The organism is Rickettsia helvetica (assembly GCF_963970025.1).
GTDB lineage: Bacteria > Pseudomonadota > Alphaproteobacteria > Rickettsiales > Rickettsiaceae > Rickettsia > Rickettsia helvetica.
On sequence record NZ_OZ018776.1, the window covers coordinates 248129 to 265725 of the forward strand.

Genomic DNA, 17597 nt, shown 5'->3' on the forward strand with positions numbered 1-17597 from the left:
TAGGCTCATTCTTCTTCAGTTTCAATTTTTTTTGTTACTACTTGACGATTATTATAAGTCCCGTCAACTAAAGAAACGTGATGCGGAAGCTTATATTCACCGGTTTGCGAGTCAACTATTACGTTAACTTTACCGAGTGCTAAGTGCGAACGTCTCATATTACGTTTTGATTTTGATGTTTTCTTCTTTGGAACTGCCATTATTAGCCTCTCTAAATATAAATTAAAAAGTATTTGTCAAATTAGTGAAGCAGTATATTATAATCTTGTAATAAAATCTAGATAAAATTAAACTTATGAAAATTGTTATAACATACATTTTTAGTATATTAGCCTTTTTTTCCTTAAGCGGCTGCAAAACTATCGAAAATAGAGGTCAATCCATCGATGATTCGGCACTTATAAAATTAGAGTCTAAAACACTAAATAAAGCGGAAGTCGTAGAGTTAATAGGTACGCCTACTATGGTACCAGAATATTCCCAAAATACCTGGTATTATGTTGAGAGAGTTATGTCTCAAAGAGCTTGGCTTAATCCAAAAATTGAAAAACAAAAAATAGTAAAAATTACGTTTGATGCTAATAATTTTATGCAGGAAGTAGTAGTAATAGATGATTCTCATAGACAAGATATAGAAATAGTCCGTGAATATACTAGGACATATGGAACGGAACTTAACGGACTACAAAAATTTGTTAAAAATTTAGGTAGATTCAATAAAACCACTGACGGAAATAAAAATAAAAGCAAGAATAAGAAGAAGAGATAAGGTACCTTAGTCATCATTACGAGGAGGCTTACCTGCGTGGCTACCAAATCGTCATTGTGAGGAGCGTAGCGGCACGGCAATCTAGTTTTAATTTCATGAGATTGCCATGCTCCTTACAGTCGCTCGCAATGACGATTTGGTAGCCACGCAGGAATGACCCCAACATCCATAAAACAAAAACTATCTAATATGATTTCAATATTTAGTAAATTAAAACAAAGTTTATCTAAAACTTCTAATAAAATATCGGAAGGTATCGACAAAATATTTTACAAGAAAAAATTAGATGCAGAAACTCTAGAAGAGCTACTTATCTCAAGCGATATGAGCGTTTCGGTAGTAACTAATATTATTAAAGAGTTTAAAAAGGTAAAATTTGACAAAGAAATAGATAGCGATACAGTAAAAGAAGCCCTTGCTAAATTAATAGAGCAGCAGCTATCAAAATCAGAAATTCCTTTTACTTTAAACAAAAATAAATTAAACGTAATTTTAGTTTGCGGTGTTAATGGAGCAGGTAAAACCACAACTATAGGTAAGCTTGCTGCAATGTACTCAGCACAAGGGAAAAAAGTAGCAGTTGCGGCCTGCGATACTTTTAGAGCAGCTGCCGTAAATCAGCTAAGTACTTGGGTAGATAGAGCAAATGCACTACTTATTACCGGTGAAGAATCGGCTGACCCTGCGAGTGTTGCTTACCGCGCTATGGAAGAATCGATAAAACAAAATATCGATATACTTTTTATCGATACGGCAGGCAGGCTTCACAATAAGAAAAACTTGATGGATGAACTCGCTAAGATCGTAAAAGTTATAAAAAAACTAGACGAGAATGCTCCTACTCATAGCGTTTTAATAATTGATGCTATTACAGGACAAAATACTTATAACCAAGTAGAACATTTTAATGATGCTACTAATTTGACGGGGCTTATCGTGACTAAACTAGACGGCAGTGCTAAAGCGGGCGTAATTGTCGGAGTAGTACAAAAATTTAATTTACCCGTATACTTTATCAGTATAGGCGAGAAGATAGAGGACTTAAAAATATTCAACCGACATGATTTTGCTAAAAGTTTGGTCGGGTTGTAAGTTTCTTTGTCATCCCATGGCTTGACCATGGGATCTAGAAATACAACTTGTAGCACTAATAATTTTAGTATTTTTAACTGGATCCCGTGGTCAAGCCATGGGATGACAAAGAAAATAAAAAAACAAATCATAAAATGACTCAAAAAAATACCTTATTGCTCATAGACGGATACGGATTTGTTTTTAGAGCCTATTATGCACAACAGCCTTTAACTTCACCAAAAGGCGAGCCTGTCGGTGCTCTTTACGGTTTTACTTCAATGCTGCTAAAATTACTGAGTGACTTTAAGCCTAAACATGTCGCTGTAGTATTTGACAGCGGCGGGAAAAATTTTCGCCATTATATTTATCCTGAATACAAAGCTAACCGTCCGCCTCCCCCTGAAGATTTAATTGTACAATTACCTTTAGTTCGTGATGTGGCAAGTAACTTAAATTTTCCTATTCTAGAGAAAAACGGTTATGAAGCCGATGACATTATCGCAACCTTTGCTACTAAAACTGCTGCACTTGGCGAAAATGTAGTCATTATCTCTTCAGATAAAGATCTATTGCAGTTAATGAGTGAAAACATCAAAATATATGATCCGTTAAGAGGGAAATATATTACAGAAGATGATGTTGTTAAAAAATTTGGCACTACTTCTGATAAATTACGTGAAGTGATGGCTTTAATCGGCGATAGATCGGATAATATTCCGGGTGTGCCATCTATTGGACCAAAAACGGCAAGTAGTCTTATAACGCAATTTGGTTCTGTAGAAAATATATTTAACTCTTTAGACCAAGTCTCAAGCGTAAAACAACGTGAAACTTTACAAAATTCAAGAGAAGCAGCGTTAATTTCATGGCAGTTAATAGGTCTTGATTCTAATGTTGATTTAGATTTTCAGCTGAATAATTTAGAATGGTCACCTCCAAATAGCGATAAATTAACAGGATTTTTACAGGAATACGGTTTTAGATCTTTATATAAAAGAGCAGAAAATTTATTCGATATTAAAATTAATGACCACAAAGATATAGTAGATAATAAAGTAACAGAAATAAAAGAAATTAGTAATAAACTTGAACTTGAAAATTTTGCTAAAGATGCTGAGAAAATAGGAATATTTGGAATATACTTACTGCAGCATAAAGGAGATAATCTTGCTTTTATTTTATCACTGCAAAACCAAAGCTATATTATTAAAATTTCTAACACTTCTCATGATCTATTTTCTTATAATGCTAAAAATAATAACGACTGGTTTTCGGATATAATCTTCAATTTACTAGCCGATAAATCCATAAAAAAAATTACTTACTCTCTTAAACCTTTACTGAAATTTTATGCAAACCAATCTCATGAAATTACGGCTATAGAGGATTTAGAACTAATGCAATATGCGTTATCTGCCGGTTTATCACAGAAAAATTTATTTGAAGAAGCTTTGAAAGAGGACAATAGGCCTCTTTCAAAACTCGCTTATAGAGAGGAATTTAAAGGAGACACGGAACGCAGCACCGCAGCGTACAAAAGCGTACGTGAGGATGCGAGTACCGGATCGACGTCTAAATTACCTCTAGAAGTAGAGTTTGGGAAGAGGCCTATTGTAATCAATGAATCGGCAAGAATAGTAGCAAATTTTATCTCACTTTATAAGCAAAATATATTGGAGCTTAAAGATAATAAAGCCTTTAGACTTTATAGCGACATTGATTTACCTATTTGTTTTATTTTAGATAAAATGGAGAAAGTAGGTATTAAAGTAGATGCTAATTACCTAAAACAATTATCTACTGAATTTGGAGCAGAAATTCTAAAGCTTGAAGAAGAAATTTTTGCTCTTAGCGGAACTAAATTTAATATTGGTTCACTAAAACAACTAGGTGAGATTTTATTTGAAAAAATGCAATTACCTTTTGGTAAAGCTTCAGCTAAAGCAAGCTCTTACTCAACAGGAGCGGAAATACTAGAAAAACTTAGTGAGCATGGATATAATATTGCAGATTTATTATTAAGATGGCGGCAACTTACAAAATTAAAGAATACCTACACCGATAGTTTGCCGAAACAGATAGATAATATAACACATAGAGTACATACGACATTTTTACAAACTTCTACCACTACAGGAAGACTTAGCTCACAAGAACCTAATCTGCAAAATGTACCTATTCGCTCTAGTGAGGGGAATAAAATCAGACAAGCTTTTATTGCTGAAGAAGGTTATAAATTAATATCTGCAGATTATTCTCAAATTGAGCTTAGAATATTAAGCCATATCGCAAATATAGATGCACTAAAACAAGCATTTATCAATAAAGACGATATCCATACTCAAACCGCTTGTCAGATCTTTAACTTACAAAAACACGAATTAACTAACGAACATAGGCGTAAAGCAAAAGCTATAAATTTTGGTATCATTTACGGTATAAGTGCTTTTGGGCTTGCTAAGCAATTAAACGTTACTAACGGCGAAGCATCCGAATATATCAAGAAATATTTTGCCGAATATAAAGGAGTGCAAGAATATATGGAGCAAACAAAAGCTTTTGCAAGTAGCAACGGCTATGTCACAAATTTCTTTGGCAGAAAATGTTTTGTACCTCTAATTCATGATAAAAAGCTTAAACAATTTGCAGAACGTGCGGCTATTAATGCTCCGATTCAAGGAACTAATGCCGATATAATTAAAATTGCCATGATCAATCTAGATCAAGAAATAGAAAAACGTAAACTTAAAACAAGATTAGTACTGCAAATTCATGATGAATTACTATTTGAAGCACCGATTGATGAAGTAGAAATCATAATACCCATTATTAAAAAAATCATGGAATACTCTACTAATATGGATGTACCGATTATAACCGAAATTAGAACAGGTAATAACTGGATGGAAATTCATTGAGTTATACTCGTTTGATTTACTTGGAATACAGCTTTAATTTAAGTGACTAATTTTAGTTGCATAAATCAACAAATATGTTTATAGTAAGGTTATAAGTAGTAAAGAATACCAACTTGAGTTCAATAGATAAACTTATAAAAAGATTAAAATCAAAACCTAAAGATTTTACATAGGATGAGCTAGTTAGGTTACTAAGTAGCTTAAATTTTGAGGAAATTACAAGCGGTAAAACCGGTGATTCTAGAAGAAATTTTTATAATAAAAAAACGGGATTAATTATTAATTTACACAAATCTCATCCTCAGCCAATTATAAAATCTTATTTAATTGAACAAATAATTAAAAAATTAGAAGAGAAGGAATTAATATGATAAAAAATAATTTGATAAGTTATAAGGGCTATTTAGGATCAGTACATTTTAACGCTTCGGAAGAGTTGTTTTTTGGAAAAGTAGAATTTATAAGGGATGTGATAAGCTATGAAGCATCTGATGCTAAAACTTTAATAAAATCATTTCAAGAAGCTATAGATAGTTATTTAGAAGATTGTAATATAGTAGGTAAAACACCTGATAAACCATTTAAGGGTAGTTTTAATGTAAGAATTGAGCCTAAACTACATAAAGAAGTAAGCTTATATGCGATGCAGCACGGCGATACTTTAAATGGTATAGTTAAAAAAGCTTTAAACGAATTTATAAAAATATAAGTTTGGAAAGTTTTAAAAAAGGAGCGTAATGTATGAAAAATTTTATATTCACGTCTGAGTCGGTTTCTGAAGGGCATCCGGACAAAATTGCCGATCAAATTTCAGATGCGGTACTTGATGAAATTCTAAAACAAGACCCTAGCAAGTCGTGTCGCCTGCGAAACTTTTATAACAACCGGTCTAGTTCTAGTGGGCGGTGAAATTACTACTAGTACTTATGTAGATATTGAGCAAATAGTACGGAGTAAAGTACAAGAAATCGGCTATAATAACCCAAATTATGGATTTGACGGCAGCTGTTGTGCTGTAATTTCGTCTATCATTAAACAATCACCCGATATAGCTATGGGTGTTGACAATGCAAATGACTATGAAATAGGAGCAGGAGATCAAGGTATGGTTTTTGGGTATGCTTGTAATGAGACGGATAGTTTAAGCCTGCACCGATTTACTATGCTCATCTCTTAATGAAAAGACAAGCATATTCACGTAAACAAAATATACTTCCTTGGCTTAGACCTGATGCAAAATCACAAGTCACGTTACGATATGAAAATAACAAGCCGGTTGCCATTGATGCAGTAGTTTTATCAACTCAGCATCATCCGGAAATACAACAACAAGATCTTATTGAAGCAGTAATGGAAGAAATTATTAAACAGGCATTACCAAGCAATCTACTTCATAAAGACACTAAATACCTAATTAACCCGACAGGTAGATTTATTATAGGCGGTCCTGTTGCAGATTGTGGTTTAACCGGTAGGAAAATTATCGTGGACAGCTATGGAGGAATGGCAAGACACGGTGGCGGTTGCTTTTCTGGAAAAGACCCAACCAAAATAGATAGATCGGCTGCCTACATGGCACGCTATATTGCTAAGAATATAGTAGGAGCAGGACTTGCCGATCGATGTGAAATACAAATATCCTACACAATAGGCGTTGCTGCTCCCGTATCTATTTACGCTGAAACTTTCGGTACTAGTCAATTAAGCAATGAACAAATTACTAAGCTAATAACACAGCATTTTGATATGCGTCCAGGCAGAATTATTAAACATCTTAAGCTTCACACTCCATGTTATCAAAAAACGGCTGCTTACGGTCATTTCGGCCGTGAAGACGAAAATTTTACATGGGAACAATTAGATAAAGTAGATATATTGAGGTGAGTAATTATTGACATTTATTTATTCGTAATACGTGATTATTTTTATCTTTATTTAACTAGTTAGTTGAAAATATGGCTGAGAATATAAATAATGATAGAAAGTTCGGTAACTTAGAAAATTATGATAATGAACTTACAAATACTGCTCTAAAAGAGAATAACCAAAATAAGCTGAAAGAGCATTATGAAAATATCTCTCAAGCCTTAAATAATACGGGAATATGAGTATGAAGCGAAAGCAACTCAGTACTGCGAAATGCTTGACGATGCCCGTACCTATGATAAATCCACAAAAGATTATAATTTAGGCTCAGCTCATTTTATAACGACTAGCGGTTATAAGCCTTACTTGGAGCTTATAAAGCTTTAAATCCTGACGGAAAATACAGATAAAAAATTAGACCATTTTATGGATGGCTTAGATGAGATTTATAAGCAGTCAGTTTTAGTAAGTAATTTAACTAACTCAACTAAATTACCGCCTGCAGCACAGTTAAAAAAATTTTTAGAAGAAACTACGGATAAAATATATGATAAACTGCAAAAAACCGGAGAGGCATATTTATCATATACTAATGCTCCTACTAATACAGGATTACATGCAAATGTAATAAAATATTCTAAAGAAGATGGAAAAATTTATCGTACTTTTTATAATACCGGAGGGAGCGGTTTCAGATAATTTAAAATTAGAGATAAAATCGAAAGCTCAATTGCCAATATGTAAAGAAAATGAAGTAAGATATACTCCATTATTTAGTATAATCAAATATGAATTTAAGAATCAATCAGATAAAGATGTAAAAAATATAATATCTAGAGAAATAGAAAATAATATATTTTCTGTATTATTTAGTAAAAATAAAAATGATATTACTGCTCTTAATGATAAAATAAAAAAAGCAAATTTAGAAGATTTTATTAACCCCACAGTCAACACAGAAAGAACAGTTACTGGACAAACTTTAAGCAATTGTAGTAGCAGGTCAATAAGAGAAGCTTTAAGAGATAATGTACCGGATTCAGAATTTCGCGAAATATATGATTTCATTATACAAAGTCAAGTATCGCAAATAATATCAAACCTAAAAAAAGAACAAAAACAATTAGCAAATACACTAAATATAACTTCAGTAAAAGAGCCTGAAGTTAAAGACCAGCATTTACCTAATAAAACTGATTTATTTATAAATACATTTCAAGAAAAAATAAATAAAGGACTTAATTTATCTACCTGATAGTACGAAAGTAGTAGACGATAAAAAACAAGAAGTTAAAACCGATCATATATTCCATAAAAATTCAGAGCCTAAAAAACAAACTATCAAAAATAAATTTTATAAGTATTTAAGTAAATTAACGGAAAAATTGAGCTTAAAATCCATAAGTAATTATTTTAAAGAATTAATTAAAGCTCCAAATCTTGAGTAAAATATCAATTTAGAAAAAGAAGCAAAGTTAATAGCAGACAAACATCGACTAACAAAATATATGGAACTTAGCGATAATAAAAATAATAATGCAGTATTTAGCGGTAAAAAAACATCAAAGAATATTACTCAATTATGACAACTGCCTTAGGATCTTGCATAGGTGTTGTTGCATGGATCGGTTTCATCGTCATTGCGAGCAACTGTAAGGAGCACGGCAATCCAGAAAAAATAATAAAAAATTTTGTAAATCAGAATTTTTTACTGGATTGCTTCGTCAATTGCTATGCAATTTCCTCGCAATGACGATGAAACCGATCCACGCAACAACACCGCTATTTACTATATTCTTTTAAAATCTCAAAATCTTGTGCTTGGAGAAAGAATTTTTCAGGTAATGTAATTTTTGCTACAAAATTCTTTACATCTTCGCTTTGTAAATAGATCGTAGCTTTAGCATTACTTTCATTATTATTAGTGCGAGCTGCAAGCAAGGTTACTATCTGCCGTAATTCTTCATGATTTTGTGGGTAAAGCTGTAGCTCGAATTGTTTATTATTAACTGCATCCTCAATTGATGAAAAACTTTTTGCCGTTAGTTTTATTCCTCCCTCATCTTTAACTATGTCACAATTAACTACTACCAAACTTTTAACATCAAGTAAATGTACATAATCTTTTAAAACTTCCTCACTAAAAATACTAAGTTCAAAGATATTCTCAGGATCGGAAAGCACGAGTGTAACGAACCTACCTCTTGCCGACATACGAGAATCCTTTTTTTGTATTACACCGGCAAGATTTACTCGGTTAGTGCCTTCAGGTAAGTTATTATATAAATCCGCAGTATTTAAAATATTTAAACGACTAAATATTTCTTGGTACTGCGTAAGAGGATGATTAGAGATAAATAAACCCATAGCCTCAAATTCATAAAAAGCTAAAGTATTTTTATCGGCATAATCACTTGATACTAAAATAGTTGGACTTAAACTAGAAACTTTAATTAAGCTCAATTGATTAGATTCCTGCTCTTCGTGATATGAAGTTGAATAAGAAAGTAATTTTGGAATGCTTGAAAATAATTGCAATCTATTATCATGTAACTCATCAAAACAGCCTGATTTAATTAAATTTTCCAATAATTTACTGTTAATAGATTTTGGGGGTAATCTTTCAATAAAATCGGTAATTGATTTAAATGGCCCTCTTGCTTTTCGCTCGTCTGTTACTAACTTACCGAAATTTGGCGTAACTCCCTTAATAGCACCTAAGGCGAAGATTATTGCACTACCGGTATCATATCCTTCTTCTTTGTCATACCGCGGCTTGACCGCGGTATCTTTTGAAATTTCCTGGATCCTGCGATCAAGTCGCGGGATGACAGTGTCCGAAGACTTTACGCTAAAATACCCTTCAGAAATATTAATATTAGGTGCAGTAATTTTTATGCCGTTATCTTTTGCTTCTTGCAGAAATAAATTAATTTTATCGTGATTATTCAATTCAAGATTTAAGCAAGCAACTAAAAATTCAGCAGGATAATTAGCTTTAAGATATGCAGTTTGGTATGAAATAACACCGTAAGCCGCAGCATGTGCCTTATTAAACCCGTATCCGGCAAATTTAGCCACGGTTGCAAAAATGGATTTAGCTTGAGATTCCGAAATATTATTAGCAATTGCCCCTTTAACAAAAATTTCTTCCTGCTCCTCCATTTCTTTTTTTATCTTCTTACCCATTGCTCTACGGAGCAAATCAGCAGCTCCTAGCGTATAGCCTGCAAGAATCTGAGCAATTCTTTGTACCTGCTCCTGATATATCACCACTCCGTAAGTTTCTTCCAAGATCGGCTTTAATAGTTCGTGTAAATAATCAGGCTGCTGTAATTTATGCTTACAAGCTATATAGGTAGGGATATTTTCCATAGGACCGGGACGGTATAACGCACCAAGAGCTATCAAATCATGTATAGAATCAGGTTTAAGACGTCTAAGTGCATCTTTCATCCCAATACTTTCAAATTGGAAAACTCCGACTCCCTTACCTTTACACAACATTTGATAAGTCTTATTATCATCAAACGTCATATTGTTAAAATCTACTTCTATCCCTTGCTCTTTAAGTAGTTTCTTACAATCGGTAATAACCGTTAGGGTTTGCAACCCTAAAAAATCAAATTTAATTAAACCGGCAATTTCAGAATATTTCATAGAATAACCGACTACCAACATATCGGAATTAACATCTTTATATACCGGTACTATATCGACTAAATCAGTACCTGCTATTACGATTCCTGCAGCATGAGTTGAGGAATGCCTATGTAGCCCTTCAAGAATTAACGAAGTATCAAGTACTAGCTTAATTAACTCCGCTTCACCCTCTAAATTATACAGCCCATTACCTTTAGCGGCATTTGCAAGCTCCGGAACTTCACGTATTGCCTGTTCTAGGCTAACTGGATTAACTGCACTAAAAGGTACAAGCTCTGTTAGATAATCAGCGAATTTATAAGGCAAGCTAAGCACACGAGCAACATCCTTAATTACAGCCTTTGCCTGCATCTTACCGAAAGTTATAATCTGTCCTACTCTATTATTACCGTATTTAGAGCGTACGTAATTAATTACTTCCTCACGCCTTTCTTGACAAAAATCAATATCGAAATCAGGCATTGAAATACGTTCAGGATTTAAAAATCTTTCAAATAATAAGCCGAATTTAATCGGATCGAGATCAGTAATAAGCAAACTCCAAGCAACAACCGAGCCTGCTCCCGATCCTCTACCCGGTCCGACTAAAATACCCTCTTTTTTACTCCATTTAATAAAATCGGATACAATCAAAAAATAACCGGCAAAATTCATATTACAGATAATATCCAGCTCATAATTAAGACAAGCAAAATATTCGGTTTTCAATTCTTCTTGATTCTCTAACGAAATATTTTCAGATTTAAACTTTATAGCAAGCCTTGCAAGCAACCCTTCTTTTGCATCTTTTCTAATTAAATCCGTTTCACTAATATCTTTGGTGGCAAAATTAGGCAGCATCGGCGGGTTTGCATGTGCTGCAAAATAACAACGCTCTCTTAAATTTACAGTATTTTGGGTAGCAGCGGGTAAGTCGGAAAAAAGCTCTATCATCTCACGTGGTGATCTAAAATAACAATTTTCGCTAACTGTTTTTCGATCCGAATATTCTTTAGTAACACCGGCTGATATGCATAACAATACATCATGTGCATCATGCATGCTTTTCTCACTAAACAAAACTTTATTAGTAGCAACAAGCGGAATAGCAAGCTCGGCAGCAATTCTAATATAACTATCCTCAATAAACTGTTCTTCAGGTAGATCATGTCTCATAATCTCAAAGTAAAAACGGTCTCCTAAAATTTCCTGTAATTTACGTGCAAACAGCATCGCTTGCTCCTCGTTACGAGCTAGCAAGCATTTTCCGACAATACCGTCGGTATAACAGCATAATCCTATTAATCCTTCTTGATATTCGATTAAATCTTCAAAATCAATGTGATCGCAGATCTTACGATCATTTTTAGTAAAAGTAAGACTTGATAGTTTGAGTAAATTTTTATAGCCGACTTCATCTTTAGCTATAAGCAAAATTTGAGCAAAAATATCTATATCGTATTTTATATTTAGAATAACCCCATGTATCGGCTGCAGCCCCTTTTTTACTGCGTATAATGCAAATTCTAATGAGCCGAATAAATTTCCCTTATCTGCCAAACAAATAGCAGGCATTTTATGCGATAAAGCAAGCTCTACTACCTTCTCGATCGTTAATGCACTTTCTAGAAAAGAATAAGAGCTTTGAGTTCTTAAATGAATAAATTCAGGTCGCATTTTAAATTAATGTTATAAGTGTATAAATCGTCATTGCTAGCGAATGTAGAGAGCGTGGCAGTCTCATAAAACAGTATAAAATTCCTGAGATTGCCACGTCGATTCTACGAATCTCCTCGCAATGACATTGCTTAGGTTAAATTTTACTTCCAACTGTATAATATCTAAAACCGATTTTTTTCATTGCTTCATTATCTAGTATATTTCTAAGATCAATGATTATCGGAGATTTTACTAAATCATAAATTTCTTGCCAATTAAGCTCTTTAAATTCTGACCATTCAGTTGCAATAACTATAATATTTACTGATTTACAGGCTTCAACTGCCGAATCTAAATATAGCAAATTTTTATGTTCCAAATTCTTTTTAGCATTTTCAAGACCGACAGGATCAAATGCTTTAACATATACATCTTTATTTAATAAGATCTTTACAATTTCGATGGCAGGGCTTGCTCTAACATCATCTGTTCCTGCTTTATATGTTAAGCCTAAAATTGCTATATTTTTACCTTTTAAATCTCCGTCTAACAAAGTAGCTATCTTATCTACCATATTACCTGGACGCTGCTTATTACTTTTAATTACTGCCTTAAGAATCTTACAATCGATATGATGGTTTTCTACAAGATTATTTAATGCTAGAATATCTTTTGGAAAACACGAACCGCCAAAACCTGGTCCTGCATTTAAAAAATTTTGACCGATTCTTTGATCCAGTCCTACACCTTTAGATAAATCTTTAATATTACCGCCGATTTTTTCACATAAATCAGCCATCTCATTAATAAAAGCAATTTTGGTAGCTAGAAAACTATTTGAAGCATATTTAATAAGTTCGCTCGTCACTAAATCGGTAACCACAAACTTTGCACCTTGTTTTATTAAAGGTGCATAAATTTTTCGCAATATTTCCTCTGATTCTTTATTATTTACACCGACAACTATACGATCAGGATATAAAAAATCTTCTACCGCACTGCTTTCTCTTAAAAACTCAGGATTAGAAGCAACATTAAATGAAAAGCCTTTTGATTTTAAATACGCTATAATATTACTGCAACTATCAGGCGGAACAGTAGATTTTATGACTATTAAACAATCTTTATTTATATGCATAGAAACTTTATCAATAGCATCATAGACATATTTTAAATCTGCTTCTCCAGACTCTTTTGAAGGCGTGCCGACCGTAATAAATATTGCCTCGGCATTTTGAAGTTCATTATTATAAATATTTGTAAATTTTAACCTATCAGATTCTAAAGCTTGCTTAAGATACTCATCAAGTTTAGCTTCATAAATCGGTAATATTTGCTTATTTAATTTGGATATTTTAACCTCATCATTATCAAGACAAGTAACATTATGACCTAAATAGCCCATAATAATACCTGAGACTAATCCCACATATCCGCTACCGATAAATGTAATATTCATAATTTTTTGTGATTTTTATATTAAATTTTTAGATTATACGTTATATTTAACTAGCTTATAAAGCTACTACAACAAAGTATAAAGCTTTTATCATATTTCAATAGATTTACAAGCTCAAATGAATTTTATTAAAAAAACCTTTATTAGTATTTTTATAATTCTGATTTCATTATCTTTGGCTATAACTCTAACTGTTTATAGTGCAAATAAAGGATACTTAAATGAACCTTTGAAAAAAATAATTGAATTTTATTTAAGTAAAAATGATATAAAGGCTGTACTACATAATTTAGAATTTAAAGAAAACCGATTATCCATAGATAAAATTTCCTTAAGTCTTATAGATAATGCTAGAGGAGAAATTAACGATTTTAATCTTTTCTTTAATTTCAAAAATTTCTTCTCTAATTCGTTAATAGAGGCTAATTTTAATATTGATAAAATTTCCGTAATCTCAAATAACGATGAAGAGATTATAAATACTTCAACGACCGGTGATTATTCGTTAAATATAATTAAAAAAGATTCCCTAACCGACATACGGTTAACTTCAATAAAAAGTGATATCTTAACCGATGAGCAAGGAGCAGGCTTACCTCTAGGAAATGCTTTATGCTCATATAAAACCGCCTATTCTAAAGATAATCCAAAGACCGTTAATTGCAAACTTACCTTTGGGGACAAAGCTTTTTTATCACTAAACGGTATAATAACTGATAAAAATATCGACGCAAGTGCAACTGCAGCAAATATGCCTTTAATAATTTATCAAACAGTCGAAAAAATCATTCCAGATAATCCTATAATCTCATATTTGCGAGAACATATAAAACAAGGTTACATCCAAAACGGAGAATTAAATATTAAATTAGATAAAAAATTTTTAAAAAAAAATTTTTTAGTAGAAGATAATTTAAAAGCAAATTTACATATCTCGAATTTTGAATATAAATATCATAAAGATTTACCGCCTTTAACTAAAGTTGATACTAATATAATCATTTCAGGACCGGAAATAAAACTTCTAATTAATGAAGCATATAGCGGTAAAAGTGTCGTTTCAGATGGTATTATGACTTTCAAATGGGAAGGACCGGATAAATCGCAATTTGTTTTTAATGCTACTGCTAAAGGTGAAATTAACGACTTAATTGCTTTTGTTCCAAATGATGCATATCAAAATATTAAAGCTCAAAATATTGATCTAAAAAAAATAAAAGGGTCGGCAAATTCAATAATAGAGTTAATAATCCCTATTAGCCCAAATATCCCTAATAGCTATAATATTTTGTCGACATTAACAAATATTTCTTTTAATAGTTTAGACAATAATATCCTATTACAAAACGGAGAAGCTAAAGGTAGCTTTAAAGATAATAAACTAAATATTAGCGGTAAAGGTAAAATTAATAATTATGCAAGCAGCTTTACTTATGATCATGATATATCGAATAAAAATAATGAGTGTTTACTTAAAATAAAAAGCAATATTGCGGCAAATAATCAAAGATTTGGAGTATTTAAATTAATTTCAGGCAGCACTGTTTTAAATTTTGAGTATAAAAAACAGCATAATAATGAGAGTTTTATTACCGTTAATTCTAATCTTGATAATTTAGAATTTTATATAGATAAAGTATCTATTCATAAAAAATTATATAAAAAAGCCAATTTATATTTATATACTAAATTAAATGATAAAAATTTCGATGGAAATATTGAATTTAACCTTTCAGGGCAGGATAATCTAAAAATTAACGGTAATGCCTTAATTAAGAAAAATATTTATAATATTAATCTAGCCTCTGTTAAACATAATCATACGAATTTAAAAGGAAAAATAATCATAGATAATCATAATCTTAATACGGAACTTTATGGAAGCGGATTAGATTTATCAAATGCTAATATGATGCAGTTTTTAGAAAAAGAGGGAGATTCTACACGTAATATTAATTTAAAAACTAATATATCAAAAATACTTTTAAAGAATAATATAATTCTAGGTAATCTTGATTTAGCAATTAAATGTGATAAAGTGCGGTGTTTCTCCGGTTTTCTAAATGCTAATATCGATAATAAAAAAGTTAAGATGTCGCTTACCGCTAAGGAAACTTTTGAACAATGGCTAATTGAATCCGATAATGCCGGAGCATTGCTTAGGGGACTCGGAATGTATACCACTATGCAAAACGGTCAGATTAACATCAACTTAAATACAAAAAGATATGAAGTAAAAAAAGGTGAAATAGTGCCGATATTAGACGGCAAATTTTCTATAAAACATTTTACGGTAGTCGATACTCCTTTTTTAACACGGCTTGTTTCCTTTGTTTCATTGCCAGGTTTTCTTAGTTCAATAACTAATAATAAAAATATTTTATTTGAAGATATGAGCGGTAAATTTAATTATAGAGGAAATATAATTACAATTTTTGATACGGAAGCACATGGACCGTTCTTTGATTTTACTATGAAAGGTAATATTGATACCAAGCAGCAATTAATTATGGTTAAAGGAAATGTTATTCCTTCCTTTTTCTTAATCAGCACTATTGTAACTAAAATACCGGTAGTCGGTAAAATATTTTCCAAAGTAGCCCCTTACTCCCTAAAAATGAACTATAAATAGCTAACTCCAAATAAATAAAACATAGGTAGACGAAGTTTAATGTGGAAAAGAGTAAGGAGGCTGTAAGCTGAGGATCACAGCGTACATTAGTATGTGAGGACTGGAGGACTTATAAGGCATTGTTGCCAATTTTTCAAATTAAACGAGTATATATTTTGTGCAGAAAAAATTATATTTAATCGGTATTTTACTTTTAGGCTTAATTTCCGGTCTTACGTTCAATTTAATTTTTTTCACAGTTCCATATCAATTATCCGAAGCAAAATACACCACTGATATAATAGGTTCGATATCACTAGCTGCTTTTCCATATTGCTTAAAGGTCATATGGTCACCTTTTATAGATAAATACCCTATACCTTTTTTATGTTCTAAATTCGGTCACAGGCGTGGCTGGGCATTAGTAGCACAAATATGTTTAATCCTAGCAATGACGGGGTTCTTAAACATAAGCCCTTGTAATAACTTATATATTACCGCCGTTATCTTATTTATTATTTCATTCTGTAGTTCTACTCAAGATATTGTACTTGATGCATATAGAATTGAGAGACCTACATCGAAAGAAGAGCTTTCAATGGCTTTTACCTTTAGTAGCATAGGGTTTCGTTTAGGTATGTTACTTGGCAGCATCGGTGCTTTATATTCATCAATTATTTTCGGCTGGAATACAGTATATAAATTTGCTCTATTCATTACTATAATTGGACCTATAGTAATTTTATGTATCAAAGAACCACAATCAAAAGAAATACGCCATACAACTACTAATTTAATAGGATTACAACAATATTTTGAAGTTATTAAAAAAAGTATTATATCCTTAAAAAATGAACAGCAATATTTATTGCTAATTATATTGTTTGTCTTTTTATATAAAGCTGCGGATTCTATACCTATGGCTATGAGTTCGCCTTTATTTCTAGATTTAAGTTTTACTACTCATGAAATTGCCGTTATTTACAAAGCTTACGGGTTACTAATCATGATCGTCGGAGGAGCTTTAGGTGGCGTTTTAACTGCAAAAATGGGTATATTTCATAGTGTCTTAATTGGTGGAGTTATTCAATTATTGTCACCTCTTATGTTTATGATTCTTGCTACTATCGGCTATGATATAAGGACATTTATAATAACCGTTACAGTGCAAAATTTTTGTGCAGGCTTTGCAGGAACTATTATCTCTATCTATTTTGCTAACCTTTGCAATAGTGAATTTGTTGCCACGCAATATTCTATTATTGCATCTTTTAGCTCTCTTAGCCGTATTATTCTAGCTAGTCTTGGCGGTATTTGTGCAAAATATCTTACTTGGCCTGTATTCTTTTTAGGTAATACTCTGTTTAGCATGTTATTTATACCGATATTTTATAAAAAATATAGAAAGAAACTAGGCTTTGTGAATATTTCTAAAAAGATATGACAATTATTAAAAAAGGTTTATAATATTGATATATACTCGTTTAATTTGAAAAATTGGCAACAATATCCTATAAGTCTGCGGTACTCACGTATTAATATACGCTTCTCTCCTCGTCTTATGGACTCCTTGCTCTTTTCCAAATTAAACTTCGTCTA

General features: G+C 31.9%; 11 protein-coding genes and 4 pseudogenes. 12 read left to right on the plus strand and 3 right to left on the minus strand.

From position 1 onward, the window contains the following. Positions 1-5 precede the first annotated feature (5 nt). Positions 6-200 carry a 50S ribosomal protein L32 gene (gene rpmF / locus AB1146_RS01625; protein ID WP_010421190.1) on the minus strand — a complete coding sequence of 65 codons (195 nt, stop codon included), beginning with the start codon at positions 198-200 and terminating at the stop codon, positions 6-8. Positions 201-295: 95 nt separating this feature from the next. Between rpmF and AB1146_RS01630 the strand changes: the two genes are divergently transcribed. The 10 genes and pseudogenes from AB1146_RS01630 to AB1146_RS01675 all read left to right on the plus strand — a co-directional run bounded on the left by AB1146_RS01630 (position 296) and on the right by AB1146_RS01675 (position 8213). Then, positions 296-769, plus strand: coding sequence for an outer membrane protein assembly factor BamE (locus AB1146_RS01630; protein ID WP_010421187.1), 474 nt, complete (start codon positions 296-298; stop codon positions 767-769). Between the two features lie 189 nt (positions 770-958). Further along, positions 959-1861, plus strand: coding sequence for a signal recognition particle-docking protein FtsY (gene ftsY / locus AB1146_RS01635; RefSeq protein ID WP_010421186.1), 903 nt, complete (start codon positions 959-961; stop codon positions 1859-1861). A gap of 134 nt (positions 1862-1995) precedes the next feature. After that, positions 1996-4761 (plus strand): DNA polymerase I, encoded by a 2766-nt coding sequence (gene polA / locus AB1146_RS01640; protein ID WP_010421183.1) that lies wholly within the window; start codon positions 1996-1998, stop codon positions 4759-4761. Between the two features lie 185 nt (positions 4762-4946). Next, positions 4947-5132, plus strand: a pseudogene (locus AB1146_RS01645) (hypothetical protein); the annotation flags it as partial. Next, positions 5129-5470, plus strand: coding sequence for a type II toxin-antitoxin system HicB family antitoxin (locus AB1146_RS01650; protein ID WP_010421180.1), 342 nt, complete (start codon positions 5129-5131; stop codon positions 5468-5470). The pseudogene AB1146_RS01645 and the gene AB1146_RS01650, both read left to right, overlap by 4 nt. 32 nt (positions 5471-5502) lie before the next feature. After that, positions 5503-6645: pseudogene (gene metK / locus AB1146_RS01655) on the plus strand (methionine adenosyltransferase). Between the two features lie 71 nt (positions 6646-6716). Beyond that, a pseudogene (locus tag AB1146_RS01660) lies at positions 6717-7014 on the plus strand (hypothetical protein). A 39-nt stretch (positions 7015-7053) separates the two neighbouring features. Further along, positions 7054-7326, plus strand: a complete 273-nt coding sequence (locus AB1146_RS01665) for a hypothetical protein (protein ID WP_010421175.1) — start codon at positions 7054-7056, stop codon at positions 7324-7326. Beyond that, a complete protein-coding gene (locus AB1146_RS01670; protein ID WP_010421173.1) occupies positions 7274-7882 on the plus strand; it encodes a hypothetical protein in 609 nt (202 codons plus the stop codon). Before AB1146_RS01665 ends, AB1146_RS01670 begins: the two co-directional genes overlap by 53 nt. 130 nt (positions 7883-8012) lie before the next feature. Then, a pseudogene (locus AB1146_RS01675) lies at positions 8013-8213 on the plus strand (hypothetical protein). 196 nt (positions 8214-8409) lie between these two features. Here AB1146_RS01675 and dnaE read toward each other — a convergent pair. Beyond that, entirely contained in the window at positions 8410-11946 is a 3537-nt protein-coding gene (dnaE, locus tag AB1146_RS01685) for a DNA polymerase III subunit alpha (protein WP_010421166.1), read from the minus strand. A gap of 136 nt (positions 11947-12082) precedes the next feature. Next, complete coding sequence (locus AB1146_RS01690) at positions 12083-13387, minus strand: UDP-glucose dehydrogenase family protein (protein WP_010421163.1); 1305 nt, start codon at positions 13385-13387, stop codon at positions 12083-12085. A gap of 118 nt (positions 13388-13505) precedes the next feature. On the opposite strand from AB1146_RS01690, the gene AB1146_RS01695 reads away from it, so the two are divergent. Both AB1146_RS01695 and AB1146_RS01700 read left to right on the plus strand, forming a co-directional pair. After that, the gene (locus tag AB1146_RS01695) at positions 13506-16019 is read left to right on the plus strand and encodes an AsmA-like C-terminal region-containing protein (protein ID WP_010421160.1); all 2514 of its coding nucleotides are present in this window, start codon (positions 13506-13508) and stop codon (positions 16017-16019) included. Between the two features lie 157 nt (positions 16020-16176). Further along, positions 16177-17442: an MFS transporter gene (locus AB1146_RS01700; protein WP_010421158.1), complete on the plus strand. Its 1266-nt coding sequence runs from the start codon at positions 16177-16179 to the stop codon at positions 17440-17442. Positions 17443-17597 lie beyond the last annotated feature (155 nt).